Origin of the sequence: Brevibacillus laterosporus, from assembly GCA_007833815.1 — a bacterium.
Taxonomy (GTDB): Bacteria; Bacillota; Bacilli; order Brevibacillales; family Brevibacillaceae; genus Brevibacillus_B; species Brevibacillus_B laterosporus_D.
Genome location: CP033464.1, coordinates 1,969,456 through 1,992,128, shown reverse-complemented (window position 1 = coordinate 1,992,128; position 22,673 = coordinate 1,969,456). Strand labels below are relative to the sequence as shown.

The following is a 22,673-nucleotide window of genomic DNA, read 5'->3' as shown; positions in this document are numbered from 1 at the left end:
GTACATCTTCAACCCTATCTGGGGTAATCTTCCTGCTTCTATACACCATACTACCAGAAGTTGTTAGGGATGAAAAAGAAATGACCGATGATTACAAAATAGACTACATACAATAACCTTTGTTTCCATTATGGTATAACTCCAAAAAAATGCTAAAAAGTGAACTGCACCCTGTCAAGTAGACAGTACAAAAAATAAAAAACAGTTAAGCAGCCTTAGTTCTGTATTCCATTGGACTAAGGCTGTTTAGTTTTACCTGTAATCGGTCGTTATTGTAAAAGTACATGTAGTCATCAATGTCTTTCTTAAGTTCCTCGAAGGCACTATATGAATGCAAATAATACTTCTCACATTTAAGGGTTCCCCAGAACGCTTCCATTGGACCGTTATCAATACACCTGCCAACTCGGGACATGCTGTGGGTTAGTTTGTCGGCAAATAACTTTTTGAACCTGAAAGAGGTATATTGAAAACCTCGATCACTATGAAGCATAGGCTTACTTCCTGGTACCGCTTGCAAGGCCAAATTCACTGTTTTAAACACAAGGCTATTGTTATTGGAATGGCCTAAAACATAGGAGACAATCGAGTTATCATGAAGGTCTAAGATAGCACTTAAATAGGCCTTCTGGCCACTTCCGTACTTGAATTCCGTTATATCGGTTACCCACTTCTCATTCGGTGTTTTCGCATAAAACTTACGATTTAACAGATTCTCAGCAACTTGCTGTGGAGCTGAACGCGCATATTTTTTTCTCTTTCTGCGGATCACCGATTGGATTCCTCTTTTCTTCATAAGGCGTTGTATTCGCTTATGATTGATCCGTCGCTGGGTCTGGCGGCGCAAATGGAGGGTTAACCGACGGTACCCGTAGATGCCATCAACCTTCTCGTATAACGAGAGCATGGCATCAGTGAGTTGTTGATTTTCCAGTTCACGAGAACTGGTTTTGCGATTGAGCCATTTGTAATAGCTTGACCGTGAAATCTTTGCGATTTCACACAATACCTGCACGCTACATTGTTCTTCTTGCCAAACAGCTTGAATGGCAAGGTAGACATTCTCCTGCCGATATTGGCTTAACGTCGCCACCTTTCGATTTCCTGTAACTTTTTTAAGAAAGCATTCTCTGCTCGAAGCCGCTCATTTTCATACTCCAGCTTTTTCATTGCGAACTTTTGGCGATCCGCTTCGGTTAACTCCTCAAGCGCTTTTTTTCTTCCCCGCCCATCCTGTAAAGCATCCTGACCGTCATTTTCATACTTCTTTACCCATTGGTACACTTGTTGGTAGGAGACCTGGTACTGCTCCGCTGTCTTTTGATAGTCATGATGATGGGTAAGACAATAAAGAACAATATCAATCCTCTCCTGCCAAGTTGTAGATCGACCTTTCGTCATAGCTTTCACTCCCCCTGTATAGGTTTTTAAGCTGCTATGACCATTATACTTCTTTACCCAGTTGGAGAGTTGTGTTCGGCTGGCTATCTTGTACTTATCGATGGTCTGATATTGTGACAATCCCCCATAGAGATAATCCCTCACCGCTTGAAGCTTTAGTTCCGCAGAATAACTTCTATTGTGGGTTCGAACCTCTAACCCTTCGTATCCATACACTTCATAACGACCTCGCCATTTCGCTAAGGTTGATTTGTTAATCCCGTATTTTTTAACTGTAGCCATAAGACCCCACTGGCCACTTTCAACTTCTTGTAGGATGGCGAATTTCTCTGGCGCACCATATTGTACTTTAGGCATGAAAAAGCTCCCCTCACAGTAGCAGGTTTTATTATTTCACCTGTCTACCTTTAGGGGAGCATATCAGAGGGCTGTTGAATGGTCCTTTTCTTATCCAATTCTTTTACTGACTTCGTTCCTTATCGTACGAGTGTCCACACAGAGGATGTGCTTGGCTCTTCGCCTTTTGTCCACCATTTCGCTTGATAAGTATTACCTTCGTAGGATACTTGTACCCCACCCTGGTATGCTTTGTCGCTGTTCCATTTTTGTACGACATCGCCAACTTGCTTCCATACATCCGCATTGTCAGGACGTTCACCACGAGTCCACCACTGTGCTTCGTACTCTACTCCGTCATACATGACACGATCGCCATTATTATAAACGTTGTCTTTGTTCCAAGTTCCGTTGTTGTTCTCATCCTCATCTTTTTCTGTACGAACAGTTACTGCTTTGGAGAAAGCAGATTTATTACCTGTATGATCGACAGCTACCACCGTATAAGAGTATGCTGTGTTTGCTTTTAAATCCTTATCTGTGTAGGATGTTTCTCTAGTCGTACCTACAAGTCGACCATCACGATACACTTCATATGCGTGAATACCATGGGTAGCTGTGGAAGCTGACCAACTTAAATCAACTGTAGATTTCGTTTTTGCTGGGGAAACCAAATTGTCTGGTACCGTTGGTAATTCTACCTTTTCGTCTTCTTTACTTGTTTTTACTGTTATTTGCTTAGACATATCAGATTTGTTGCCAGCAAAATCAACGGAACGAACGGTATACGTGTAAGCTGTATCAATAGTCAATTCTTTGTCTTCATAATAAGCTTGGCTTGATGTACCTACTAGATGACTATTGCGATATACTTCATATTCTTTGATACCTTCAGAAGCTGTGGAAGCTGACCAACGCAGTTCAATACTTGTTGTTGTCTGAGCTGGAGAGGTCAAATTGCTAGGAATCGTTGGCAATTGTACTTCTGGTTCTGTTGGATTACCATCGTTCTTCAAATTTACGTCAATTGCTTGATAAAAAGCATTCCCTGTGTCAGCAATTTCCCAAACACCTAGAATAATATGGTAGCCGTTACGATCCGTTGGTACGTTAATGACATGGGAAACAGATTTAGGCGGAACCTTTCCACCATCGTTAAACTTGCCAATAAGCTCAAGATCATCGCGACCTACTGGTTTATTTGGATTCCAATCTTTTTTGGTTATGTAATATTTCCAGTCACCGGTAGAGTGAGGAGCAGTCAAGTTCCATGTAAAAGTATTTTTCCCACCCTGCATGGCTACTTTTTGCCATCTACTATCTGTTTGTGCAAAGAGTTCAGTATATTTGCCTCCCCCTGTAATCTGCCCATCTTTAGGGCCAGATTGTGGGAAATTACCTACCCCTTCTACACTTTGTGGTTCATATTGAACTTGACCGCAGCCACTGTTTTGTCCTTGCTTGCACAATAAAGCTCTACTTGTTGGTGATTCAATGTATCCGTGTGCAGATGCACTACTTGCAAATACCATCGTTCCAGCCATAGCCGCTAGAGTTATTCCAAAAGCTACAGAGCTTTTTCCCAAAAATTTATTCCATTGCAATGCCATTTTTGTCTACCTCCCAGTATGTAATATGTAATTTTTCAGGTTGTACTAAATACTTTGTAACATTTATTATTTTATTAAAATTGGTAGTATATTTGATAGATTCTTTACGACTGAATTATCACACTACAATAGTCACATTTTTAATCTGATCTTTTTTTAATGAAAGAGCTAGGATTTTGGACAAATGTTAGTTAAAAGATGGAAACAGTCATTCTTTCCTGTATGAATTTTCTATGTACACAGCATTAGGATAAAAGAACTAGATGTATGTTATTACTAAATAAAATGTTTTGCATAGGTTTTTTGACTCAAAAAAGCCGAATAATTGGCGTTTTAGTGACACCCATTATTCGGCTTATGCCTAATCAGCATAGTACACACAGATCACCAGCAAACCACTGGGCGCGCGAAAAAATGCTTCCTTGTTCAATTTGTTTTACCGTAGAAAAGATAGGACTCACCATTCCCACATGAGTAGCTTGTTGTTCTACAATAGCCTTGCTCATATCAATAGAGGATTGTTCAGTAGTAGCACTATTGACTAGATTAACGTCTATCACTTGATAGAAAGCATTAGTGGTATCCGCAATCTCCCACACGGCCAGAATGAGATGATAACCACTACGATCAGTTGGCACATTGCATGAATGGCTCACTGTAGTGGCAGGTCTTTTCCCATCATCGTTAAAGTAGCAAAATGGAGCTAGGTCTAAGTCAGAGCGAGCAAGTGGTTTATTTGGATTCCAGCCTTTTTTGGTAATGTAATACTTCCACTCTTTCGTGCTATGCAGTGCTGCCAATTTCCACTTAAACGTATTTGTTCCACCCTGCATCGTTACTTTTTTCCAACGATCAGCGGTTTGTGTATACAGATCTGGATAGTGGCCTGCCCCTGTGATCTGTCCATCCGGTGGTCCAGATTGTGGAAAGGAGCCCACACCTTCTACGCTCTGAGGCTCATACTGGATAGGACCACAATTAATGTTTTTACCTTGTTTACACATGTATGCTCGGCTTGTAGGAGATTCAATATAGCCGTGAGCCGATGCACTCTCAGCAAAAAACATTGTTCCTGCTACCATCAAAACCATCATCCCAACAGCAACACATACCTTTATAACCATCTTGCTAATGACACTCTGTTCTGTCATTTAACGCCCTCCTATGATGTGGTAAAGCAAAGACTCTAGCACTGCCGAAATACTCACCCCCATTTATAACATTAATAATATTATAAAAATGGAAGTAAATATTTAGAACCTATACAAACTAATTTTTTACAATTCATTTCATCCATGATCATTTTTGCGACATTTGTGACGTGTAAATATCTGATTATTCTAGCAACTATCAATTACCTGAAGTTTTGGTATAAAGTGTATCTTGAATACTGTACGTTTTATATCAATGACCTCGGTGGTCGATGATGTATCTCCTGCTTGTTCTTTAAATCATTCGATGAAATGGAGCCGGACGCTGAGATTGGCAGCAATGCAAGCAAACTCGGGATATGCTGTAAACCAAGATAATCCCTAGAACGAAATTGAACTTAGACGGTGGCTTCCCTGCTAAATAATATGCATGTTGTAGAAAGTGAATAAGAACGACAAAATTAAAAAGCAGAGGAACGAGCATCTCCTCTGCTTTCTATCATTCGTATTAAAGCCTTCTATATGGCTTGTTCCTGCTCTATCTACTAGCTACCAACTACTACCTGCAATTTATCTCTAAGCTTGGCAAGCATATCTGTTGTCATTTTTTCCAAATCAAATTCCGCCTTAAAACCCCACTCTGCTGTAGCAGCCGTAGCGTCAATTGAATTTGGCCAACTGTCTGCAATCCCTTGTCTGATTGGATCTACTTGATAATCCATCTCGAATGTCGGGATGTGCTTTTTAATTTCCTGTGCGATCTGCTCTGGCTCAAAGCTCATCGCTGTAACATTAAAGGCGTTACGATGCTGTAATTTGGACGCATCTGCTTCCATTAGATTAATGATTGCAGCTAGTGCGTCTGGCATATACATCATATCCATATAGGTACCTTTTTTAATGTATGAGGTATAACGACCGTTTTTAATCGCCTCATAATATATTTCCACAGCATAGTCAGTTGTTCCGCCACCTGGAGGCGTTACGTAGGAAATCAACCCTGGGAAACGTACACCGCGCGTATCTACTCCGAACTTTTGGTAGTAATAATCGCACAACAACTCTCCAGAAACCTTGTTCACCCCATACATGGTAACAGGACGCTGGATTGTGTCCTGTGGTGTATTATCTTTTGGTGTTGTTGGTCCAAATGCACCGATTGAACTTGGCGTAAAGAATTGGCAATTCAGCTCTCTAGCTACTTCTAGTGCATTCACCAGTCCGCCCATATTTAAATTCCAAGCGAGCAATGGCTTTGCTTCCGCTGTCGCAGATAACAGAGCTGCCAGATGCATCATCGTATCCACCTTATATTTTGCAGCAATATCATGCATGGCTTTCGCATCTGTTACATCTAAAATCTCAAATGGCCCCTCTTGCCCTTCACCGTGACGAATATCAGTGGCAATAACAGACTCTGTTCCATATACACTACGTAACTTTGTGACCAACTCAGAGCCAATTTGTCCAAGCGCTCCTGTTACCATTATTCTTTTCATGTGGGTTGACCCCTTTCTTTCCTGTTGTTCCTATTGTCCAGTAGGGTTAAATTATTCCCATTTCTTTCCCTACTTTTTTGTAAGCGGCCAACGCTTGATCTAACATTTCTTTCGTATGCGCCGCAGTTGGCATATTGCGGACACGTCCCGTTCCTTGAGCGACTGTCGGGAATACAATCGCTTTTGCATAAACACCTTCTTTATACAAACGCTTGCTAAATTCTTGTGTTTTTACTTCCTCACCAATAATGCATGGTGTGATTGGAGTCTCGCTTTCTCCGATGTTAAAGCCTAGCTCCTTCAGACCCTTTTTCAGATAGTTGCCATTCTCCCATAGACGATCATGCAATTCGGTGCTTTCCATCAAAATGTGGATAGCTTTTGTAATCGCCCCAACATCTCCTGGTGTAAGGGAAGTGGAGAACAAGAAAGGTCTACTACGTACTTTAAGCCAATCGATCAGCTCTTGTTTACCAGCTACATAACCACCTACTACCCCGATTGCTTTTGACAGCGTACCAATCTGAAAGTCTACTTTGTCAGATAAGCCAAAATGCTTTACTGTTCCAGCCCCTTTACCAAGGACACCAGATCCGTGAGCGTCATCCACATACGTAATCAAATCAAATTCTTCAGCAATCTCTACAATTTCTGGTAGTTTAGCAATATCTCCATCCATCGAGAAGACGCCATCTGTAATCACCATGATTTTATTGTACAAGCCAGATTCCTTCGCTTCTTTTGCTTTTTGGCGAAGATCAGCCATATCAGAGTGGTTATAGCGAATCGTTTTTGCTTTGGATAAACGACATCCATCAATAATGGACGCATGGTTTAATTCGTCTGATAAAATTGCATCATTTTTATCCATCACAGCAGAAATAGCTGCCATATTACAGTTAAACCCAGACTGGTAAGCGATAGCCGCCTCTGTATGTTTAAAATCCGCTAATGTTTTTTCTAAAGTAATGTGGATATCCAACGTCCCGTTAATGGTGCGAACGGCACCTGCTCCCACACCATATTTATCAATCGCTTGGTGAGCAGCTTCTTTCAAGCGTTCATCTGTTGCCAAACCCAGATAGTTGTTGGAAGAAAGGTTAACCAGTTTTTGGCCTTTTATGGTAATGACAGGTCCATTGGCACTCTCTAAAGGATCAATAACGTTGTATAGGCCTTTGCTTTTTAGTTCCGCTAAATTTCCATGTAAAAACTCTTGCAATCCTCTGCTGGACATCCTTTATCCCTCCATAGGTATCTTGGTCTTTTTTATCTTATTAAATGCGATATGAACATTACATATGGTAAGGAAGATAGGACTGCATATCTCTTTCCAGAGAAACATTTGTCCTCTCTGTATGCACATTTCTATACTGTTCTTGCCGTGCAATCATCTTCCTATTCTAGTTTTAAAAGTACCACATGAGCCCCATAATGTCCACACACCAAACACAAAATTTTTCAGTATGATCAGTTAATTCATAGTAGTCAGTCACTATAAGTCCTTTTATAATAAGTATTGTACTCCCTATTTCGAATTTTGGAACAACTGATCACCTATCTTTATATGTATTTCTAGGGTGTACATTTGTCTTTTATTATTTCAGTGTCAAATTTATATTCAAGCCTTCTGTGTCTTTTTCAAAAGGACATTATCTAGAATTACATTCTCCCCTTTCTATCCGCAAAAAAATTAGGTGAGATGACCTTGATCCATACAAAAGAACCCGAGTAAAGGGCTCATCTACTTGTCCAATACTCGGGTTACATGACTATCTATCTGCCTCTAGGCAATCATTAGAGAGAAAGCTTATCTTTTTCTACGATTATTTCCTTCAATCTCAACAACCTCGACATAATGGCGAATCCTTTCCAGAATACGACGCGCCTTGGTTACTTCAATACGTGAACCATTACTAATCGCAAAATGCTCTTCCAATTCTTCGAGTGAATAGTTAGAAGCAAACAATGTTGGCAGATGATTGTTAATTCGCTGATTTAAAATTACACCAATTACTTCATCACGAATCCAGGGAGTTACATTCTCCGCACCTAGATCATCTAGGATCAGAACTGGAATCTCCTTTAGAAGCTCCAGCTTACCGACATAGGATTGATCAGAAAGAGACTCCTTCACCTCTCTAATGAAATCAGGAACATAGACCATTAAGGAAGAAATGTTACTCTCCGACAATTCACGTGCGACGGCAGCCATCAGATAGCTTTTACCAACCCCAAAGCCTCCGTGAACATACAAGCCCCTTGTTGCCTGCTTCTTGTCACCTTTCATTTCTCGACAAAAACGCATTGCCTGACGAATCGCTTCTTTATTGGAATCGTCCATATCCATATGATGAAAGCTAGCTTGAAGCGTTTCCTCAGACACATAGTAGCTCCGCATCATTTTACGCGTACGTTGCGTTTCTTCATGAGCTAATTGCTTGTCACAGGGACTTAATGCGGTAACAATATGATTATTTTGTACCTGCAACTGATTGGTGTGCCCCTTCACCAAATTAGGACATTCAGCCAGCCCTGGGCACTTCTCACAGTAATAATGCTCCTTCACCGATTCATACACAGCAGAAAGGGAGCGAAACAAATCATCTCGGGTTAATTCAGGATGCTTCTGCTGAAAGGATTTCAGATAGAGAGACGAACGCATCATTTTATCCAACTGTTCTTCAGGGCTTAAAATATGACGAGGTGTGCGCTTAGCAAGCTCCTCCATAAATTGGCGCAAAGGTTCCATCTAATGCTCGCCTCCCTTCTTTGGCTGTCGTAGTGATTCATACAATTCCTTCAGCTCTGGATCATCCATAATGGTTTTTTTGGCTTGTCTTACGCGCTTTTTCTGATCAGTTTCAACCGCTTCTGCTTCCTCACGATCCAACTGTCGCTGTACAGCAGCAGGCAGTTTATCCTGCAACAAAGCTCGCGAATTACTGCGCCGATTACGATTGGGGGATAATCCACCTTTAGTCGAACCCGCCGATGATTGTCCACTCTGATTTTCCATAGCTTGGCTCTTGGCCTCTGCCCGTTCCAAAATGACCTTCACTGCTTCCTCAGCGGTGGAGATCGCTTTGGCTTTCCAGCTATCCCGAATGGTTTCTACGTAAGCTTTTGGTAATTCCATTTTTGTTTCACGCATTGCATATAACAACAAAGCATTGACGACTTCAGCTGGCATGGCATCGCCAAAGACCAAAGTCTCCGCTCGATCCAAATACGCCCGAGAAATTCTACCTCCCACCGCTTGCTCCAATACGACCAGCGGGGAGAGCTCTCGACAGGCTCGTAAAAAGATTTCCGTGCCCGGCGCTGGAATTTTCCCTGGACAGAGATGTTCCATATAAGCATCAGCTAAAGAACGACGCTCACGTGTTAATTGGTTATCTGCATAACGTTCCCGGAGTCGTTTACGCAATAAGTCCGTGCTTAGGGTTCCTTTTGAGTCAAAAAGATTCCAATCCCGAAGCTCTTGGCTTAGTAAATAGCTGTCCACCTGATAGAAGGAGAGCAACTGATAAAAAAACGGAATGGTTTCCTGCGTCACGACCTCAGAGGCTTTTACATGACCAGGTAGACTAGCCCTTAAAAAGGATAAATCCAACTGTTTATCTGGCTCCGCCTCATAATGGTTAGATAGGGAAGCGGTAGGATGCTTCTCTTGCATGTGAGCAAAGAACCGATCCGTTTCCGATCCAGGACGAATTTCTAGCTCAGAGGCTGACAAGTTGTGATATACCTCATAAAAACGCTTGGTTACATCTTCTTCATACGGATACTCCTCCGCTAGGTTACTCCATATCTGATCAGCAAAGGTACGACGAATCTGCTCGTATTTTACTTTGCCTACTTGATTCAACAACATAACAGGAAGGATATCTTCCTGAAAAAATTGGGCGGGAGTTAGCGGTGGCATTACCATATACTCATAAAAAAAGTCGTGTTCGCGATTCTCACGACGGCGGACCTTTAATAAATCCATCGCTTCTAGACGTTCTCTGGCTTGCAATAAGCGATCTAGCGGCAGGGATGTCATCATCATCAGACTCCGGTGCGTTCCCTCGCTTGCTGCTCCACTCTTTTCATCCACCTCGTGCATTAATAATTGATACAGCGAATAAGAGGACACCCCTAGTAAGGGCAAATAAAGATGGGTAACAAACCCCATCTCCATCATACTCAACGGCCTTATGAATCTCACTAAATAGCGATCGTTGGGCGCAAGCTCGTTCCACATGACACGCATCGACCAAAACCCTTCCTTACGTTCATAGTTTCTCTATTATATCATTTCTTCTGTCGTGGTACGTAGGAGAGGTTTGGAAGCTCGGACAAAAAAGTTATCTATTCCGACCTATTCATTTTAGGCGGCTGATTCCGCGCTTGTTCCAATAACTCTTCCAATTCTCGCATAAATACGTTAATATCTTTAAATTGGCGATAAACAGAAGCAAATCGGACATAAGCTACCTCATCCACATGGTACAGGCGCTCCATGACCATTTCTCCTACTTCTTTGCTAGGGACTTCCGCTTTTCCCTGGCTACGTAGTTCTCGTTCGATTTCATTCACAATATTTTCTAATATTTCCAATGTCACAGGCCGCTTTTCGCAAGCACGAATTAATCCACGTAAAATTTTATCGCGGCTGTACTCTTCTCTTGTTCCATCCTTTTTAATGATTAAAAGAGGTGTTTCTTCTACCATTTCAAATGTAGTGAATCTTCTGCCGCAGTCTTCACACTCTCGACGGCGTCTGATTGATTTGTTGTTATTAAATGGGCGGGAATCTAACACCCGAGTTCCATTAAATTCACAAAATGGGCAACGCATTAGCCATCATCTCCAAATGATTACTCAGTTAGATCAACATCATTCTAAAAAGAAAGACTTGATTTTATTTAATAAATTTGCGTGTATATTATAGAAGTTTTTCTTTAGAGTCCCATATCCGGTAAGGTTAGTCAAGGGAAAACCGAATATCCTATTCCCATTTGTCCATAATTTTTTTAAAATGGGGTAGTATCTTACAGCAAGGGAGGGTTCTTGCATGCGCCTAGTCTCATTGCGACATGTTCAGCCTGGGATGAAATTGGGAAGGACCGTTTTTACAGATGATGGTAAAGTTCTACTTGGAGCAGGTATGCAGTTAAACGCGAGACTCGTAAGTGGTCTAACACGCATGGGAATTGATTCCGTCTATATTGATGATCCCCACACATCAGATATTGAGGTAGAAGATGTTATACGACCAGAGACAAGACAAGATGCTTTGGAAGTCATACATAAAACCGTGCAACAATTGCGTAATACCAATAAAGTAGCTCGTCGCGTCTCTGTCAAAGACATGGGCATGCATTTCCAGCAGGTCTTTCATAAGATTTTAAATGATCTATCTGGAGCCAAAGAAATCATGATTCATCTAGCTAACATCTCCTCTCATTCAGGAGCAATGTATCATCACAGTGTTAACGTTGCGGTCATGGCTACAGCTGTTGGCATGTCGCTTGGCTACAACACTACGCAGCTGCGTGATTTGGGAATTGGGGCCCTGTTACACGACATTGGCAAAACGTACCTGCCAAAAGAATTGTTAGACAAGAACGAACGTTGGAACGAAGCAGAAATGGAGCAGGCAAAAGAGCATACACGCCTTGGCTTTGATATCATTCGTAAACAACACGACATTTCGTTATTGTCTGCTCACGTGGCTTTTCAACATCATGAGCGAATGGATGGAAGTGGCTATCCCCAAAAGCTACAAGGAGACAAATTCCATGATTATGCCCAAATCGTAGCCATTTGCGACATATACGATTCTTTAACTACCCCTAGACCTTGGCGAAGACGTTATATGCCACAAGATGCACTTGAATACTTGCTTGGCTCTGGCGGCTTTCTATTCCATCACCATTTGGTGGATGCCTTCCGCAAGCATATTGCTGTCTTTCCACTGGGTAGTGGTGTCGTGCTCAACAACGGGGAAGGCGGCGTAGTCTGTAAAGTAGATCCAGAATGCTGTCATCGCCCAACGATTCGCATTTTACGAGATGGACGTGGCAATGATTTGCTTACTCCGTATGAAGTAAATTTGAAGTACAATTTAAAATTATTTATTACGCAATTTGAAGATGAGACCTTATTTACGTTTATGGAATCTAAGCATATTGCACCGGACTTTTAAGACATCTTAGTTATATCGAATATTCATTGGTCATCAGCACAAACTCCCTCTTCTTAATTATGAGAGGGAGTTTTGCTTTGTTCTACATCTATTACTGTTCGTTCTGTTGATAAACCTGATAGATCATCTCTGCCACTTCTGCACGCGTGACTGTTTTAGTTGGTTCCGCATTTGTTCCTTTTGGTGTTTTCAGATAACCTAAGGCATATGCAATAGAAAAAGCAGGAACCTGTTCTGTTTTTACGTCTGGGTATGGAGATTGGAAGGCATCTGATTTATTTAATAATGCTTCTAAATGCAAGGTTTGCAAGAGGAATTCTAGCGCTTCTGCTCGTGTAATAGCGCGATCAGGCTCAAAGCGAGTAGTTGCTGGTATAAGCTTCATGTTAGCAGCTTGGGAAATAGCGGCGTAATAAGGGTGGGTAGCAGAAACATCGGAGTAAGTAACAGGTTCGTCGCTGTCATTACGATCAAAACCACGATCCAGATCATTTGACAATCCAATCAACCAACCTACAAATTCAGCCCGAGAAACTTCTTTATCCGGTTCTACCTTACCATCTTCCAAATTGAAAAAGCTTCTATCAAGCATGGCTCTCAAAGCTTCTTCACTTTTGTGACCCTCAATATCGCTCGCTGATTTATTTTCTATATAGCTCCAAGGGGACACTAATTCTCCCGTCACAGCATTAACATTTTTATTCTCTCCTACATAACGATAGACAAGTTGTACAGGTATACCCTTCGCAACCTCTTCCTTTGAAATCCCTTCTCTTGCTACATAGAAAGGAGCTTGAAAATAGGTTAGCATAAATTTTTTCTGTTTTATTTCGTTTGCTACCGCTTCTTCTTTTGATATTTTACTCACTTCAAAATTCTCTTCATTTTTCCAAGTGAAGCTGTCTTCTCCACTATCTAGATTAATACTGCTTACTTCATTGGAGTATTTGTCTACCTCAACGTCAATCTCATTACTCGTTATCGGGATACCTTTGTATAAGTAGCCATATGTGAACCGATAAGGTGCTGCCTCGTTACTATAAAAACGCTCCTCATCTGATTTCAGATAGATTTGTCCCGTGTGATTCGGAAAGATTTTTTTGACCATCGCAGAAGCCGTTTTCTCTGCTTCTTGCTTATCGATTGTTTTTTTATCTGAAGCTACTTCAAATGTACTACCTCGTCCACGATAGTTCCTATCATCTTTGGAGTAACTGGACAACTGGCCATAATCATTAATTGAAATGCGAATCTCAGACTCCTGATTTGAAGAAGACTCATCATGTAGAGGAGAGGTAAAATGGAAAGACCATCTCTGTGTTTTAATACCAGTAGAGTCGTAACTGGCTCCTCCTCGACCAGAACTGTTGAGTAGCCAATCTTTAGCTAACGATGTACCTAATTCCACTGCAATTTTTTGGGCTTCTTCCTTGCTGATTTTTTGCTGTTTCTGATTATTGTCATAGGTTGTTTTATCGCCTAGTGGTTCAATTTTCATATTTCCCTCTACCTTACGACCATGTGAACCAAAAGCTTCGCCACTACTTGCATCTAATAGCTGTGCATTATTCGTTTCATATAAATAAACAGGAGTAAATGTTGTCTGGCTCTTTGCAGTTTTTGTGTGTCTACCTAACTCTGTGTACTGTAGTTGCGGATCTAATAGACTTTTCAATTTTTTCTCTGCTTCGTCTATAGATAAAGTTGCCTTGGAGGAAGGTAACTCTCCTTTGTGCCAAGTAAGGCTGTAGGATGAAATTTCCCCAGTAGCATCAACGATAACGTTTACTCCATTTTCGATAAATGGAATATCATCTACTAATCTTGTATAGGTAAACATCAGACTATTCTCATTAGACGAAGGAATAATTTCATTCGCTTTAGATAAGGAATCGGTTTTATCTTTGGCTACCTTTTCAACAAAAGCCCAAGCCGTTTTCTCCGCTTCTTTCTGGCTCACTTTCTTAGCTGTAGCTTTATTACCAGGATCATACTGAAAAAAATGTAAAAGTTCCCCTGTTTGAGCATCAATCGTCATTGCAAGTATTTTTTCCAGCTTTTTCCCACTCGTTTCCCAGCTTAAAGACCAAGTTGGCCGTTCAGTAGTTTCATCATCTTTAGTTAATTGCGAATTACGGAGCTTGTACTCGGTAGGAATGGTAATCCATTGCTTCCCACGAGCCTCTGCTTCTTGCTGGTTTAAAAGGGTACCATAGGATACTTTTTTCTCTGCAGCGTATACAACTGAAGGGCTTTCAAACACTTGAAACGGTGCTGTCAATACGCCAACCGCCAATACACAACCGCAACTAGCCGCTATCCATTTACGAGATGAATAGTTAGTCATATTATCCCCCCCTTGTTTAATGTAAAGAATTGATAAATCATCTCTGCCGCTTCTGCACGGGTGATTGTTTTAGTTGGCTCCACATTTGTTCCTTTAGGAGTTTTTATATATCCCATAGAATAGGCGAGTGCAAAAGCAGGCACTTGTTCTGTTTTTAGATCAGGATACGGAGATTGGTAGATTTCTTTATTACTTAGCAAAGCCTCTAATTTTAACATACGCATGAAAAAGTCCATCGCTTCCATTCGAGTGATGGCACGATCTGGTTCGAAACGGTTTGTTTTTGGAATCAGATTGATTTTTGAAGCCTGAGAGATAGCCGCGTAGTCTCTATGAGTAGAAGGTACATCAGAGAAGCTCTCTGGTTTAACTTCGTCCAATCGATGGGAACGATGGTCTAAGCTTGCTGACAACTGAAGCATCCAAACTATAAATTCAGCCCGAGTTACTTCTTTATCAGGTTCTATCTTGCCATCTTCCACCCTCAATAATCCTTGTTCAATTGCTTCTAATAACGCTTCTTCACTCGGATGCCCTTCAATGTCACTAGGCGTTTCTTCTTCTAGACCATAACTAGATACTAGTTCTCCTGTTACTGCATTTATATTCTCGTCAGCTCCTACATAACGATAAACAAGCTGTATAGGAATTTCTAACTCTTTGATATCTTTTTCCTCTAGACCTTCTATTGCCGTGAAATAGGGAGCCTTATAGTAGGTTAACAGTAATTTTTTCTGTTTGGTTTCAAGTTCTACTGCTTCTTCTTTTGAAATTTTATAAGTTTCAAAGGCATCTTCATTTTTCCAACTGAAACTTTTTTGTCCTCTTCCAAACCAACCACTCTCAATTTGATTCGTATACTTGTTTACTTCTACTTCAATCCTACTTTGGTCAATAGGAATGTCATTATATGAAAATTTGTAAGTGAACGTATAGACAAGGGGTTCTTCATAATAGTTACTCTCGTTAATGAGATAAATTTGGCCTGTATGCTGTGCATAAACTTTTTCAATAAATTCATTAGCCGTTTTTTCTGCTTCCTGCTTGGTAATAGACTTCTGTTCAGATTTATTCTGTATTTTACGCTCTTCTTCTTGGTCGTAAGCTACTATTTGTCCATAATCGTTAATATGAATAGTTATAGCAGGATCGGTTTGATTGGGGGGACTGAAAGTAAATGACCAGCTCTGAGATTGAATTCCACTTCTGTCACCACTACTGCTACTTCCACGCTGACCTGTGTATATCCAACCATCCGTTAGTTTTTTGCTCCATTCTTTGGCAATTTTTTCTGCATCTGATTTATCTATCTTTTGTGGACTTTCATTATCAAAAGATTTTTTATCTCCTAATGGTACTATTTTCTTTTTATCTTCTGCTTTACGACCAGTCATACTAAGTGCCTCTCCGCTATTCGCATCCAGAAATCTTGCACTACTGTTACCATATTGATAAACAGGAGTAAAGGTTCCTTGATCCTTTTTTCTTGCTGTATAGCGATCTAATTCCGTATATTGCAACTGAGGGTCTAATAGACTGTAAAGTTTTTTCTCCGCTTCTTCTAACGAAATAGTAGCCTTAGAGGAAGGGATTTTTCCGCTATCCCAATCAAGCTGGTAAGAAACTATTTCTCCCTTTCTATCGACCTTAATTGTCACCCCGTTTTCAATAAAAGGAATGTTATCTACCATTCGGGTATAGATAAATGTGAGATCCCCTTCACTAGTTACAGTAATAATTTCATTCGCTTTAGAAAGAGAAGCTTTTTTATCCTTTGCTACTTTTTCTACGAAAGCTTCAGCAATTTGTTCTGCTTCCTTTTGACTAATCTTTTTTGTAGACGGTTTACTATCACGTCCGTATTTAAAAAAGCTAGTCAGTTCACCCGTTTTAGCATCAATGGTTACATCAAGTGATGATCTCTTCTTTTTGTCTGCCGCTTCCCAACTAAAAATCCATGAAGTAGAGTTTCTCCATTCATCAGCTTTTTGTAATTGAGAATCATCTAGCTTGTATTCAGCAGGAATCGTAATCCATTGCTTCGCACGAGCCTCAGCTTCTTTTTGACTTAACATTTCACCAGCAGATACTTTCTCTGCCGCATACACAATCGTAGCAGTCCCAGAAATTTGAAACGGGGCGACCAGCACACCAGCAGCCAATACACAACCACTAGTAGCCACTATCCATTTGCGACATGACAATAGGTTCGCGTTTTTCATTTTGTTGATCTACTCCTCCTCAATCCCCACTATAAATTTCAATCATTCTGATTATATCAATAATTACCAATAAAATGGGAACACAAATATATATTTAACAAAAAGGCTAGCTACACATAAGAAAAAGGCCGATCCCCTTTATCTGAGGAATCTGCCTTTTTGTATGAATTCAAATAAAATCCATTTTTCTAAATGATAAATATAAAATTACTACACCCGCGTGCTACCTGTTAATATTCGTTTCGACTGATTTACATGCTCTGATACATGCTTTACCAAATCGAGCACTCGGCAGGAATATCCCCACTCGTTATCGTACCAAGCAATTACTTTCACATGCTTCTCATCCATCACCATGGTTGACAAGCCATCTACGATTGAAGAATTTTCATTACCATTAAAATCAGTAGAAACAAGAGGTGCATCCGTATAGCCTAGATAGCCTTTTAAAGCTCCTTCGCTAGCTTCACGCAACACACGATTGACCTCTTGGGCAGTCACGCTTTTTGAAATTTGAACAACTAGATCGACAACGGAAACGTTTGGTGTAGGTACACGCAAAGCAAAACCATTTAATTTTCCATTTAGTTCTGGCAATACCTTTCCTACCGCTCTTGCCGCTCCCGTCGTTGTTGGGATAATCGATTGCGCACAAGCACGTGCACGGCGTAAATCTTTATGCGGGTTATCCAGATTCACCTGGTCATTCGTGTAGGAATGAATGGTAGTCATAAGCCCAGATTCAATACGAAAGGCGTCATGGAGCACTTTGGCTACTGGAGCTAGACAATTGGTCGTGCAAGAAGCATTCGAAACAATATGGTGTTGCTCGTGATCGTATTGCTCTTCATTGACACCCATTACAATGGTCGCATCTTCTTCTTTGCCTGGTGCGGTAATAACTACTTTTTTGGCACCACTTTTCAGATGCTTCTCAGCCCCTAAACGGTCAGTGAATTTTCCAGTTGCTTCCACAACCACTTCCACTTTTAGGTTATCCCATGGCAAATTCAAAGGATCACGGTCGGATAATACCAACGTGCTTTTGCCATCAATTACAATGCGATTACCATCTACAGTAACGTCATGAGCTAAGGTCCCATGAACGGAGTCATATTTTAATAAATGAGCCAGGGTTTCAGGGGGATAGCTAGCGTTAATAGCCACAACCTCGATGGATGGATCTTGGATCGCTTTGCGAAACACCATGCGCCCAATACGTCCAAACCCATTTATCCCGATTCTAATTGTCATTTTATGTTGCCCCTTCCTGAAATAAGTTACTCTAATCACTATTTATAATATATTAAGTATGTCATATTTGACAATGTGTTTTACTCAGAAAGCAACAAATTTAGGCAGTTGTCTGAGTGATCTGACCAAAAAGCTAAAATAAGTTACCTTAAGGAAAAATAATGAGGAGAGTAGCTTGCCTCAAATGCATAAAAGAAAAATCCAGAGAATTGATCAGTGGTGGTAAAGTTCCTTGAAAGTTCGAAAAAAGATACCATTGAATCGTTAGAGAATTTATTTGAAATAGCCGGAACTTTCGGAAATAACGATGTGAGGTTAACTCTTTACGGTGTTATTATTAAATATTCCAGAACGCACGGACTACCATTATATACAGCTAAAGGATTATTTCAAAAATATCTAATTGACAGGCAAGATTTTAAACGAATGGACAAATCTTTTAGAGATGGCGAAGAAATCATTCATTATGTCGATTTTTTACCCCATGAAGATAAAGTCACGTATTATAAAGAACTATGAAGCATGCATCGAACTAGGGAAAACAGGTCATGCCGAAGATTATACAATAAATGAATTGAAAGAACGTGTTGCTTTAGCAATTTGTAATTCTTACTTGCTTCTAGGCGATTACACTACTTTGGAAGAACACCTCACGTTGTATGAGAAATTGAACTACACTTTTATTATTGAGCGTATACAATATTATCGTGCCCTCATACTTTCGAAAACGGGAAATTATGATGAAGCACTCCCTTTGCTATGGGGATGTTTAAAGGAAGTTACAGATTACCAGAGATTACACAGAGCCAACATGTTACTGGAAGCATTGTTTCAGATTAACGATTTTGATGCTATTGGAAGAATTATTGAATCAGAAGAGAAGAGGTTTTTACTTTTAGAAAATGAACCATTCCAGTGTTTAGAATTAGGTAAGTACTATAGGTTCAAAGGGACTTACCTTGTTAAAAAGGAATCATTTGAATTGGGAATGGAAGCTTATCTTAGTGGTATTTATCACTATGGTAAAATAAATGCTTATAAAGAAATTGTGGAATGCTCAAGAGACATTTATTTTTATCATTGTTTAATGAAAGAGGGGATAAGTAATGAAGAAACATATTGTGGGTATCATAACGTTTTCGTTAATATTTTCCTTCTCTCTTTTCGCTGTAGAAGCTAATAAAGCTGAACATGTTACAATGATTCAGCATCACGCAATAACCGTATATACTGATAACCCTGGTTATTAATTCATTCTTTTCGAGACGCTATTAATTAGCGTTCTTTTTTTATGAGAAATTTGTAATATTTTGTTGAAATATAGCAAACGTTTCATTTTTTACGTTTTTAGGTAGTCCCCGCAACACATGGTAAAATAATACACAGGAGGAAGAAAGGAGGAAAATATTTTTAGTCTATGCTTTTTAACAATACAAAAGGACGTTCCCTCCGCCGCTAAACTTACGGGAACGCCCCCACCTTGAGCAACAAAAAAAGTTACTCAAGGATATTCTACCACTCATTTATAGGATGGGAAAACAGAAAATTTCCAATTAGAAAATAATTCACAAAAGCTTATAGAAGTCCTCCGTAAAGAGTTAGAGCATCGGTATTTCAAAAAAGGTTCATTTTTACATCCAGAAGTATTGCGGATGAGCCAACAACTAGATGAGTACATTGTTGTCTTTCAAAATCTTACAAAACACTAAACTAGTTGTCGATGAGAATAATCTGTACGGAAAACCCTTAGAACAAAATAAAGTCGTTTTTCAGCTATTCCTTGAAGACAATTATGTTGAACGGGAACAAAGGAATTTTTGCAAGTTTTCATGTAAATATATCCCTTTATTGAAAGAATTCGGAAAAGAGGTTATGCTTTATGATGAACCAAAAGTTAATTAAAGGTATTGCAATTTTATCTACTGTTGGGTTTCTAGGGACTGCTATAGCTCCAGCAACCAGCGCGTTTGCCCAAGAAAAAGTATCACAATCAGTTTCTTATCAAACTCCAATGTCGCAACAAGAAATGGATAAGATAATTAAAGAAACTGCTAAGGAAATTTTAGAAACTGCACCAAGAGCAGTAGTAGAAAAAGGGCCTGCCCAAGTTGAGGCACAAGGTTTTGTTTCTCTTGGAACAAAGCTACTGAAATATTTTGGGAAAGGCTATGTAAAAAGGGATTTACCGAAAAAAATATATGCTAAATTCCCAGACATAGTAAAAGAAAAAATGACAGAAGATATGTGGATTGGAACTTGGAACACCTATATTTTGATGGGGCCGTTGGAGGAAGTGAAAGAGAATGTAACTGAAGCCTTGGAGCCGTATGTTTGGGGATGGGTCGCAAAATCTTGCGGAATTATTGCACAAGGTATCGTGTACGCTATACTTTAAAAACAGAAAGGAGATAAAATGAACTCAAAGACTTTAAAGTTCATTCTAACTATTTTTTCTGTATATGGTACTATGCAAGTTACAAAAGAAATGAATATAGCTAATAATTGGTTTATTACAGAGTTTGTTCGTTTCTTAATTGTTTTCGTAGTAGTCTTCGTTGTTTCTATCCTTTTAAATAAAATATACAAAGATAAAGAGGAGTAGCCGACCCTTTTAATCTTAACTGAAAAATCATTATATAGAGAAACGTCCGAATCACCCCCTCGTATTCGGACGTTTCTTGTTCAAAATTATTTATTTTGTGGGTCTTGTCCACTGGCGACACGTACCCGGTCAGCCAGATCGCCCAAATATTTCTTTTTCTCACTGTAACCAAGTGTATCGCTGATTACCCATTGCTCTTTCAAAACCTTAATGATTTCATTTGCTAACATTTTATCCACAGTTGTTTCCTCCTTCATGTGTATATCCCAAAAGTCTTTTTCCATCCAGTTCATGTCTACGTTGCCGTTAATACCAGCCACTTTCCCACAATCGGAATACTGGAATACCGCCCAACGGCTCCATGTGGGATTTGACATAGGTTGATTTGTTCCATAATGAGCAACCCACAATAGGAAGCCAGCAAGCGCTTTACCTAAGTGAGTCTTAGCAAAAGATGCCCCTGTATAAAGGATAGGGGTCTTATCTGTGCGAGCCTTGATGTAAGTAAGAAACGCTAGACAAAACGCGGTTATCTGTGGCGCTTGTAATCCTTTCGTTTTTTCTATATCCAGCATGTGAGCGACAGAAATGATCCCAAAGATAAAATTTTTTTGCTATCCCGATCAGTCCAATTTTGCTTTTTAGCTTCCCTTCTGCCGCACCTCTCGCTACACCACTCCCATAGTCGATACCTACAAACACGATTAAAACGGTGAGTAAAGACTCATGCTTACTGTAATACTGATCCATACATGTAAAAAAGCCTTCATCCTCTACCATTTGCAACACCCTTCCTTGCTACTGCCCTAATTGATAAGAAAATCTACTTCTCTACTACTTTTGATAACAAAACAGCCCCCTGACAGATTACCTTCAGGGAGCAAGATTGGGAAAGCTATTCTTGTACACTTCTTTATAACGATCTTCGTAGTACAAAACACGTTGGACATAGTGGCGTGTCTCTCCAAACGGGATATCTGAGATCGTTTCACGCGTACCTGCCCATTGCTTATTGTGCAGCCAATTTTTTACGTTACCTTGACCGGCATTATAAGCCGCTAATACAAGTACTTCATTGCCTTTAAACATTTGTAACAAATAAGCCAAATACCAGGTACCTAAATGAATATTGGTGTCAGGATGCTCTAAATCAGCAGAATACAGTATATCCAGCTTGCCGTGTGACTGAATCCACTCTGCTGTATTAGGCATCAACTGCATTAAACCGACCGCTCCTTTTTTAGAAACCAAATCCGGCTTAAATTTTGATTCTGAGCGAATAACAGCAAGCACGAGGTATGGATTTACCTCGTATTTCTTACTAACTAACTTAATCTGTTCCTCATATTTGATGGGGTACATCAATTTCCAAACAAAGGAGGAGTTCAGCAGCAGATAGATGATAATAAAAACGGATAACAAGAGAATAACAGAGCGTAGCGTTCTCATGGGGTTGTCTCCGCAAGTAAGCTAGTCACCAAATCATCCACCTGTTTCAAAGTGTCTGTGCGACTACCTTGGTTGTCGATTACATGATGAGCTACTTTACGTTTTTCCTCAATATTCATCTGAGCACGTAAACGCTTTGTCGCTTGCTCCTCGTCAAATTCATCACGTTCCATCAAACGTGTAAACTGTACGGATTCCGGTACGTAAACAACCACAACTTTGTCCACCATATAGGAAAGCCTGCTTTCATATAAAAGCGGAATGTCCATAAAGACAAGCCGTTCCCCACGCTGTTGTGCTAGGATAGCTTGTAGGCGCATCTCTTTGCGTACTTCTGGATGAACGATTTCATTTAAAACCATTCGTTTTTCTCTATCGCTAAAAATAATTTCCCCTAGTACCTTGCGATTCAATGCACCAGTATCATCCAAAACCCCCGTGCCGAAGTGCTTAACGATACCGTTGTAGGCTGGCTTTCCCACCTCTACCACTTCTCGGGCAATGAGATCCGCATCGATAACGGTGACTCCCCGTTCGCGCAACATGGCTGCAACCGTGCTCTTACCGCTTGCAATTCCTCCTGTTAGACCCAAAATCACGCTATCT

At 40.2% G+C, this 22,673-nt stretch carries 23 protein-coding genes; 7 read left to right on the top strand and 16 right to left on the bottom strand.

Features of this window, described 5'->3' with window-relative positions; genetic code table 11:
* Positions 1-205: 205 nt before the first annotated feature.
* From EEL30_11080 to EEL30_11035, 10 genes are all read right to left on the bottom strand, one after another.
* Positions 206-1,093, bottom strand: a complete 888-nt coding sequence (locus EEL30_11080) for an IS3 family transposase (GenBank protein QDX92802.1) — start codon at positions 1,091-1,093, stop codon at positions 206-208.
* Positions 1,081-1,758, bottom strand: coding sequence for a transposase (locus EEL30_11075; protein QDX92801.1), 678 nt, complete (start codon positions 1,756-1,758; stop codon positions 1,081-1,083). The genes EEL30_11080 and EEL30_11075 overlap by 13 nt, the downstream gene beginning before the upstream one ends.
* 119 nt (positions 1,759-1,877) lie before the next feature.
* Positions 1,878-3,347: a chitin-binding protein gene (locus EEL30_11070; protein ID QDX92800.1), complete on the bottom strand. Its 1,470-nt coding sequence runs from the start codon at positions 3,345-3,347 to the stop codon at positions 1,878-1,880.
* Positions 3,348-3,712: 365 nt separating this feature from the next.
* A complete protein-coding gene (locus EEL30_11065; protein QDX95739.1) occupies positions 3,713-4,471 on the bottom strand; it encodes a chitin-binding protein in 759 nt (252 codons plus the stop codon).
* A gap of 572 nt (positions 4,472-5,043) precedes the next feature.
* Positions 5,044-5,997, bottom strand: coding sequence for an L-threonine 3-dehydrogenase (locus EEL30_11060; protein ID QDX92799.1), 954 nt, complete (start codon positions 5,995-5,997; stop codon positions 5,044-5,046).
* Positions 5,998-6,043: 46 nt separating this feature from the next.
* Entirely contained in the window at positions 6,044-7,234 is a 1,191-nt protein-coding gene (locus tag EEL30_11055) for a glycine C-acetyltransferase (protein ID QDX92798.1), read from the bottom strand.
* A 573-nt stretch (positions 7,235-7,807) separates the two neighbouring features.
* Positions 7,808-8,749, bottom strand: coding sequence for a primosomal protein DnaI (gene dnaI, locus EEL30_11050; protein ID QDX92797.1), 942 nt, complete (start codon positions 8,747-8,749; stop codon positions 7,808-7,810).
* Positions 8,750-10,255 carry a transposase gene (locus EEL30_11045; protein QDX92796.1) on the bottom strand — a complete coding sequence of 502 codons (1,506 nt, stop codon included), beginning with the start codon at positions 10,253-10,255 and terminating at the stop codon, positions 8,750-8,752.
* Positions 10,256-10,353: 98 nt separating this feature from the next.
* Positions 10,354-10,842 (bottom strand): transcriptional regulator NrdR, encoded by a 489-nt coding sequence (gene nrdR / locus EEL30_11040; GenBank protein ID QDX92795.1) that lies wholly within the window; start codon positions 10,840-10,842, stop codon positions 10,354-10,356.
* A gap of 39 nt (positions 10,843-10,881) precedes the next feature.
* Entirely contained in the window at positions 10,882-11,061 is a 180-nt protein-coding gene (locus EEL30_11035) for a hypothetical protein (protein QDX92794.1), read from the bottom strand.
* Here EEL30_11035 and EEL30_11030 point away from each other — a divergent pair.
* Positions 11,060-12,193, top strand: coding sequence for an HD-GYP domain-containing protein (locus EEL30_11030; protein ID QDX92793.1), 1,134 nt, complete (start codon positions 11,060-11,062; stop codon positions 12,191-12,193). The genes EEL30_11035 and EEL30_11030 overlap by 2 nt on opposite strands.
* Before the next feature lie 91 nt (positions 12,194-12,284).
* On the opposite strand, the gene EEL30_11025 is transcribed toward EEL30_11030, so the two are convergent.
* From EEL30_11025 to EEL30_11015, 3 genes are all read right to left on the bottom strand, one after another.
* A complete protein-coding gene (locus tag EEL30_11025; GenBank protein QDX92792.1) occupies positions 12,285-14,540 on the bottom strand; it encodes a peptidase in 2,256 nt (751 codons plus the stop codon).
* Positions 14,537-16,762: a DUF4901 domain-containing protein gene (locus tag EEL30_11020; protein ID QDX92791.1), complete on the bottom strand. Its 2,226-nt coding sequence runs from the start codon at positions 16,760-16,762 to the stop codon at positions 14,537-14,539. Before EEL30_11020 ends, EEL30_11025 begins: the two co-directional genes overlap by 4 nt.
* Positions 16,763-16,972: 210 nt before the next feature.
* Entirely contained in the window at positions 16,973-18,016 is a 1,044-nt protein-coding gene (locus EEL30_11015; GenBank protein QDX92790.1) for a glyceraldehyde-3-phosphate dehydrogenase, read from the bottom strand.
* 216 nt (positions 18,017-18,232) lie between these two features.
* Here EEL30_11015 and EEL30_11010 point away from each other — a divergent pair, with 216 nt between their 5' ends.
* The 6 genes from EEL30_11010 to EEL30_10985 all read left to right on the top strand — a co-directional run bounded on the left by EEL30_11010 (position 18,233) and on the right by EEL30_10985 (position 20,618).
* Positions 18,233-18,535 carry a hypothetical protein gene (locus tag EEL30_11010; GenBank protein ID QDX92789.1) on the top strand — a complete coding sequence of 101 codons (303 nt, stop codon included), beginning with the start codon at positions 18,233-18,235 and terminating at the stop codon, positions 18,533-18,535.
* Positions 18,501-19,196 carry a hypothetical protein gene (locus EEL30_11005; GenBank protein ID QDX92788.1) on the top strand — a complete coding sequence of 232 codons (696 nt, stop codon included), beginning with the start codon at positions 18,501-18,503 and terminating at the stop codon, positions 19,194-19,196. The genes EEL30_11010 and EEL30_11005 overlap by 35 nt, the downstream gene beginning before the upstream one ends.
* 397 nt (positions 19,197-19,593) lie before the next feature.
* A complete protein-coding gene (locus tag EEL30_11000; protein QDX95738.1) occupies positions 19,594-19,725 on the top strand; it encodes an aspartyl-phosphate phosphatase Spo0E family protein in 132 nt (43 codons plus the stop codon).
* Positions 19,685-19,918, top strand: a complete 234-nt coding sequence (locus EEL30_10995; protein QDX92787.1) for a hypothetical protein — start codon at positions 19,685-19,687, stop codon at positions 19,916-19,918. Before EEL30_11000 ends, EEL30_10995 begins: the two co-directional genes overlap by 41 nt.
* Positions 19,896-20,411 carry a hypothetical protein gene (locus EEL30_10990; protein ID QDX92786.1) on the top strand — a complete coding sequence of 172 codons (516 nt, stop codon included), beginning with the start codon at positions 19,896-19,898 and terminating at the stop codon, positions 20,409-20,411. The genes EEL30_10995 and EEL30_10990 overlap by 23 nt, the downstream gene beginning before the upstream one ends.
* An 18-nt stretch (positions 20,412-20,429) precedes the next feature.
* Positions 20,430-20,618, top strand: coding sequence for a hypothetical protein (locus tag EEL30_10985; protein QDX92785.1), 189 nt, complete (start codon positions 20,430-20,432; stop codon positions 20,616-20,618).
* Between the two features lie 86 nt (positions 20,619-20,704).
* On the opposite strand, the gene EEL30_10980 is transcribed toward EEL30_10985, so the two are convergent.
* From EEL30_10980 to EEL30_10970, 3 genes are all read right to left on the bottom strand, one after another.
* Entirely contained in the window at positions 20,705-21,193 is a 489-nt protein-coding gene (locus EEL30_10980) for a hypothetical protein (protein ID QDX92784.1), read from the bottom strand.
* Positions 21,194-21,491: 298 nt separating this feature from the next.
* Positions 21,492-22,067 carry a lytic transglycosylase domain-containing protein gene (locus EEL30_10975; GenBank protein QDX92783.1) on the bottom strand — a complete coding sequence of 192 codons (576 nt, stop codon included), beginning with the start codon at positions 22,065-22,067 and terminating at the stop codon, positions 21,492-21,494.
* Positions 22,064-22,666, bottom strand: coding sequence for a dephospho-CoA kinase (locus tag EEL30_10970; GenBank protein QDX92782.1), 603 nt, complete (start codon positions 22,664-22,666; stop codon positions 22,064-22,066). The genes EEL30_10975 and EEL30_10970 overlap by 4 nt, the downstream gene beginning before the upstream one ends.
* Positions 22,667-22,673 lie beyond the last annotated feature (7 nt).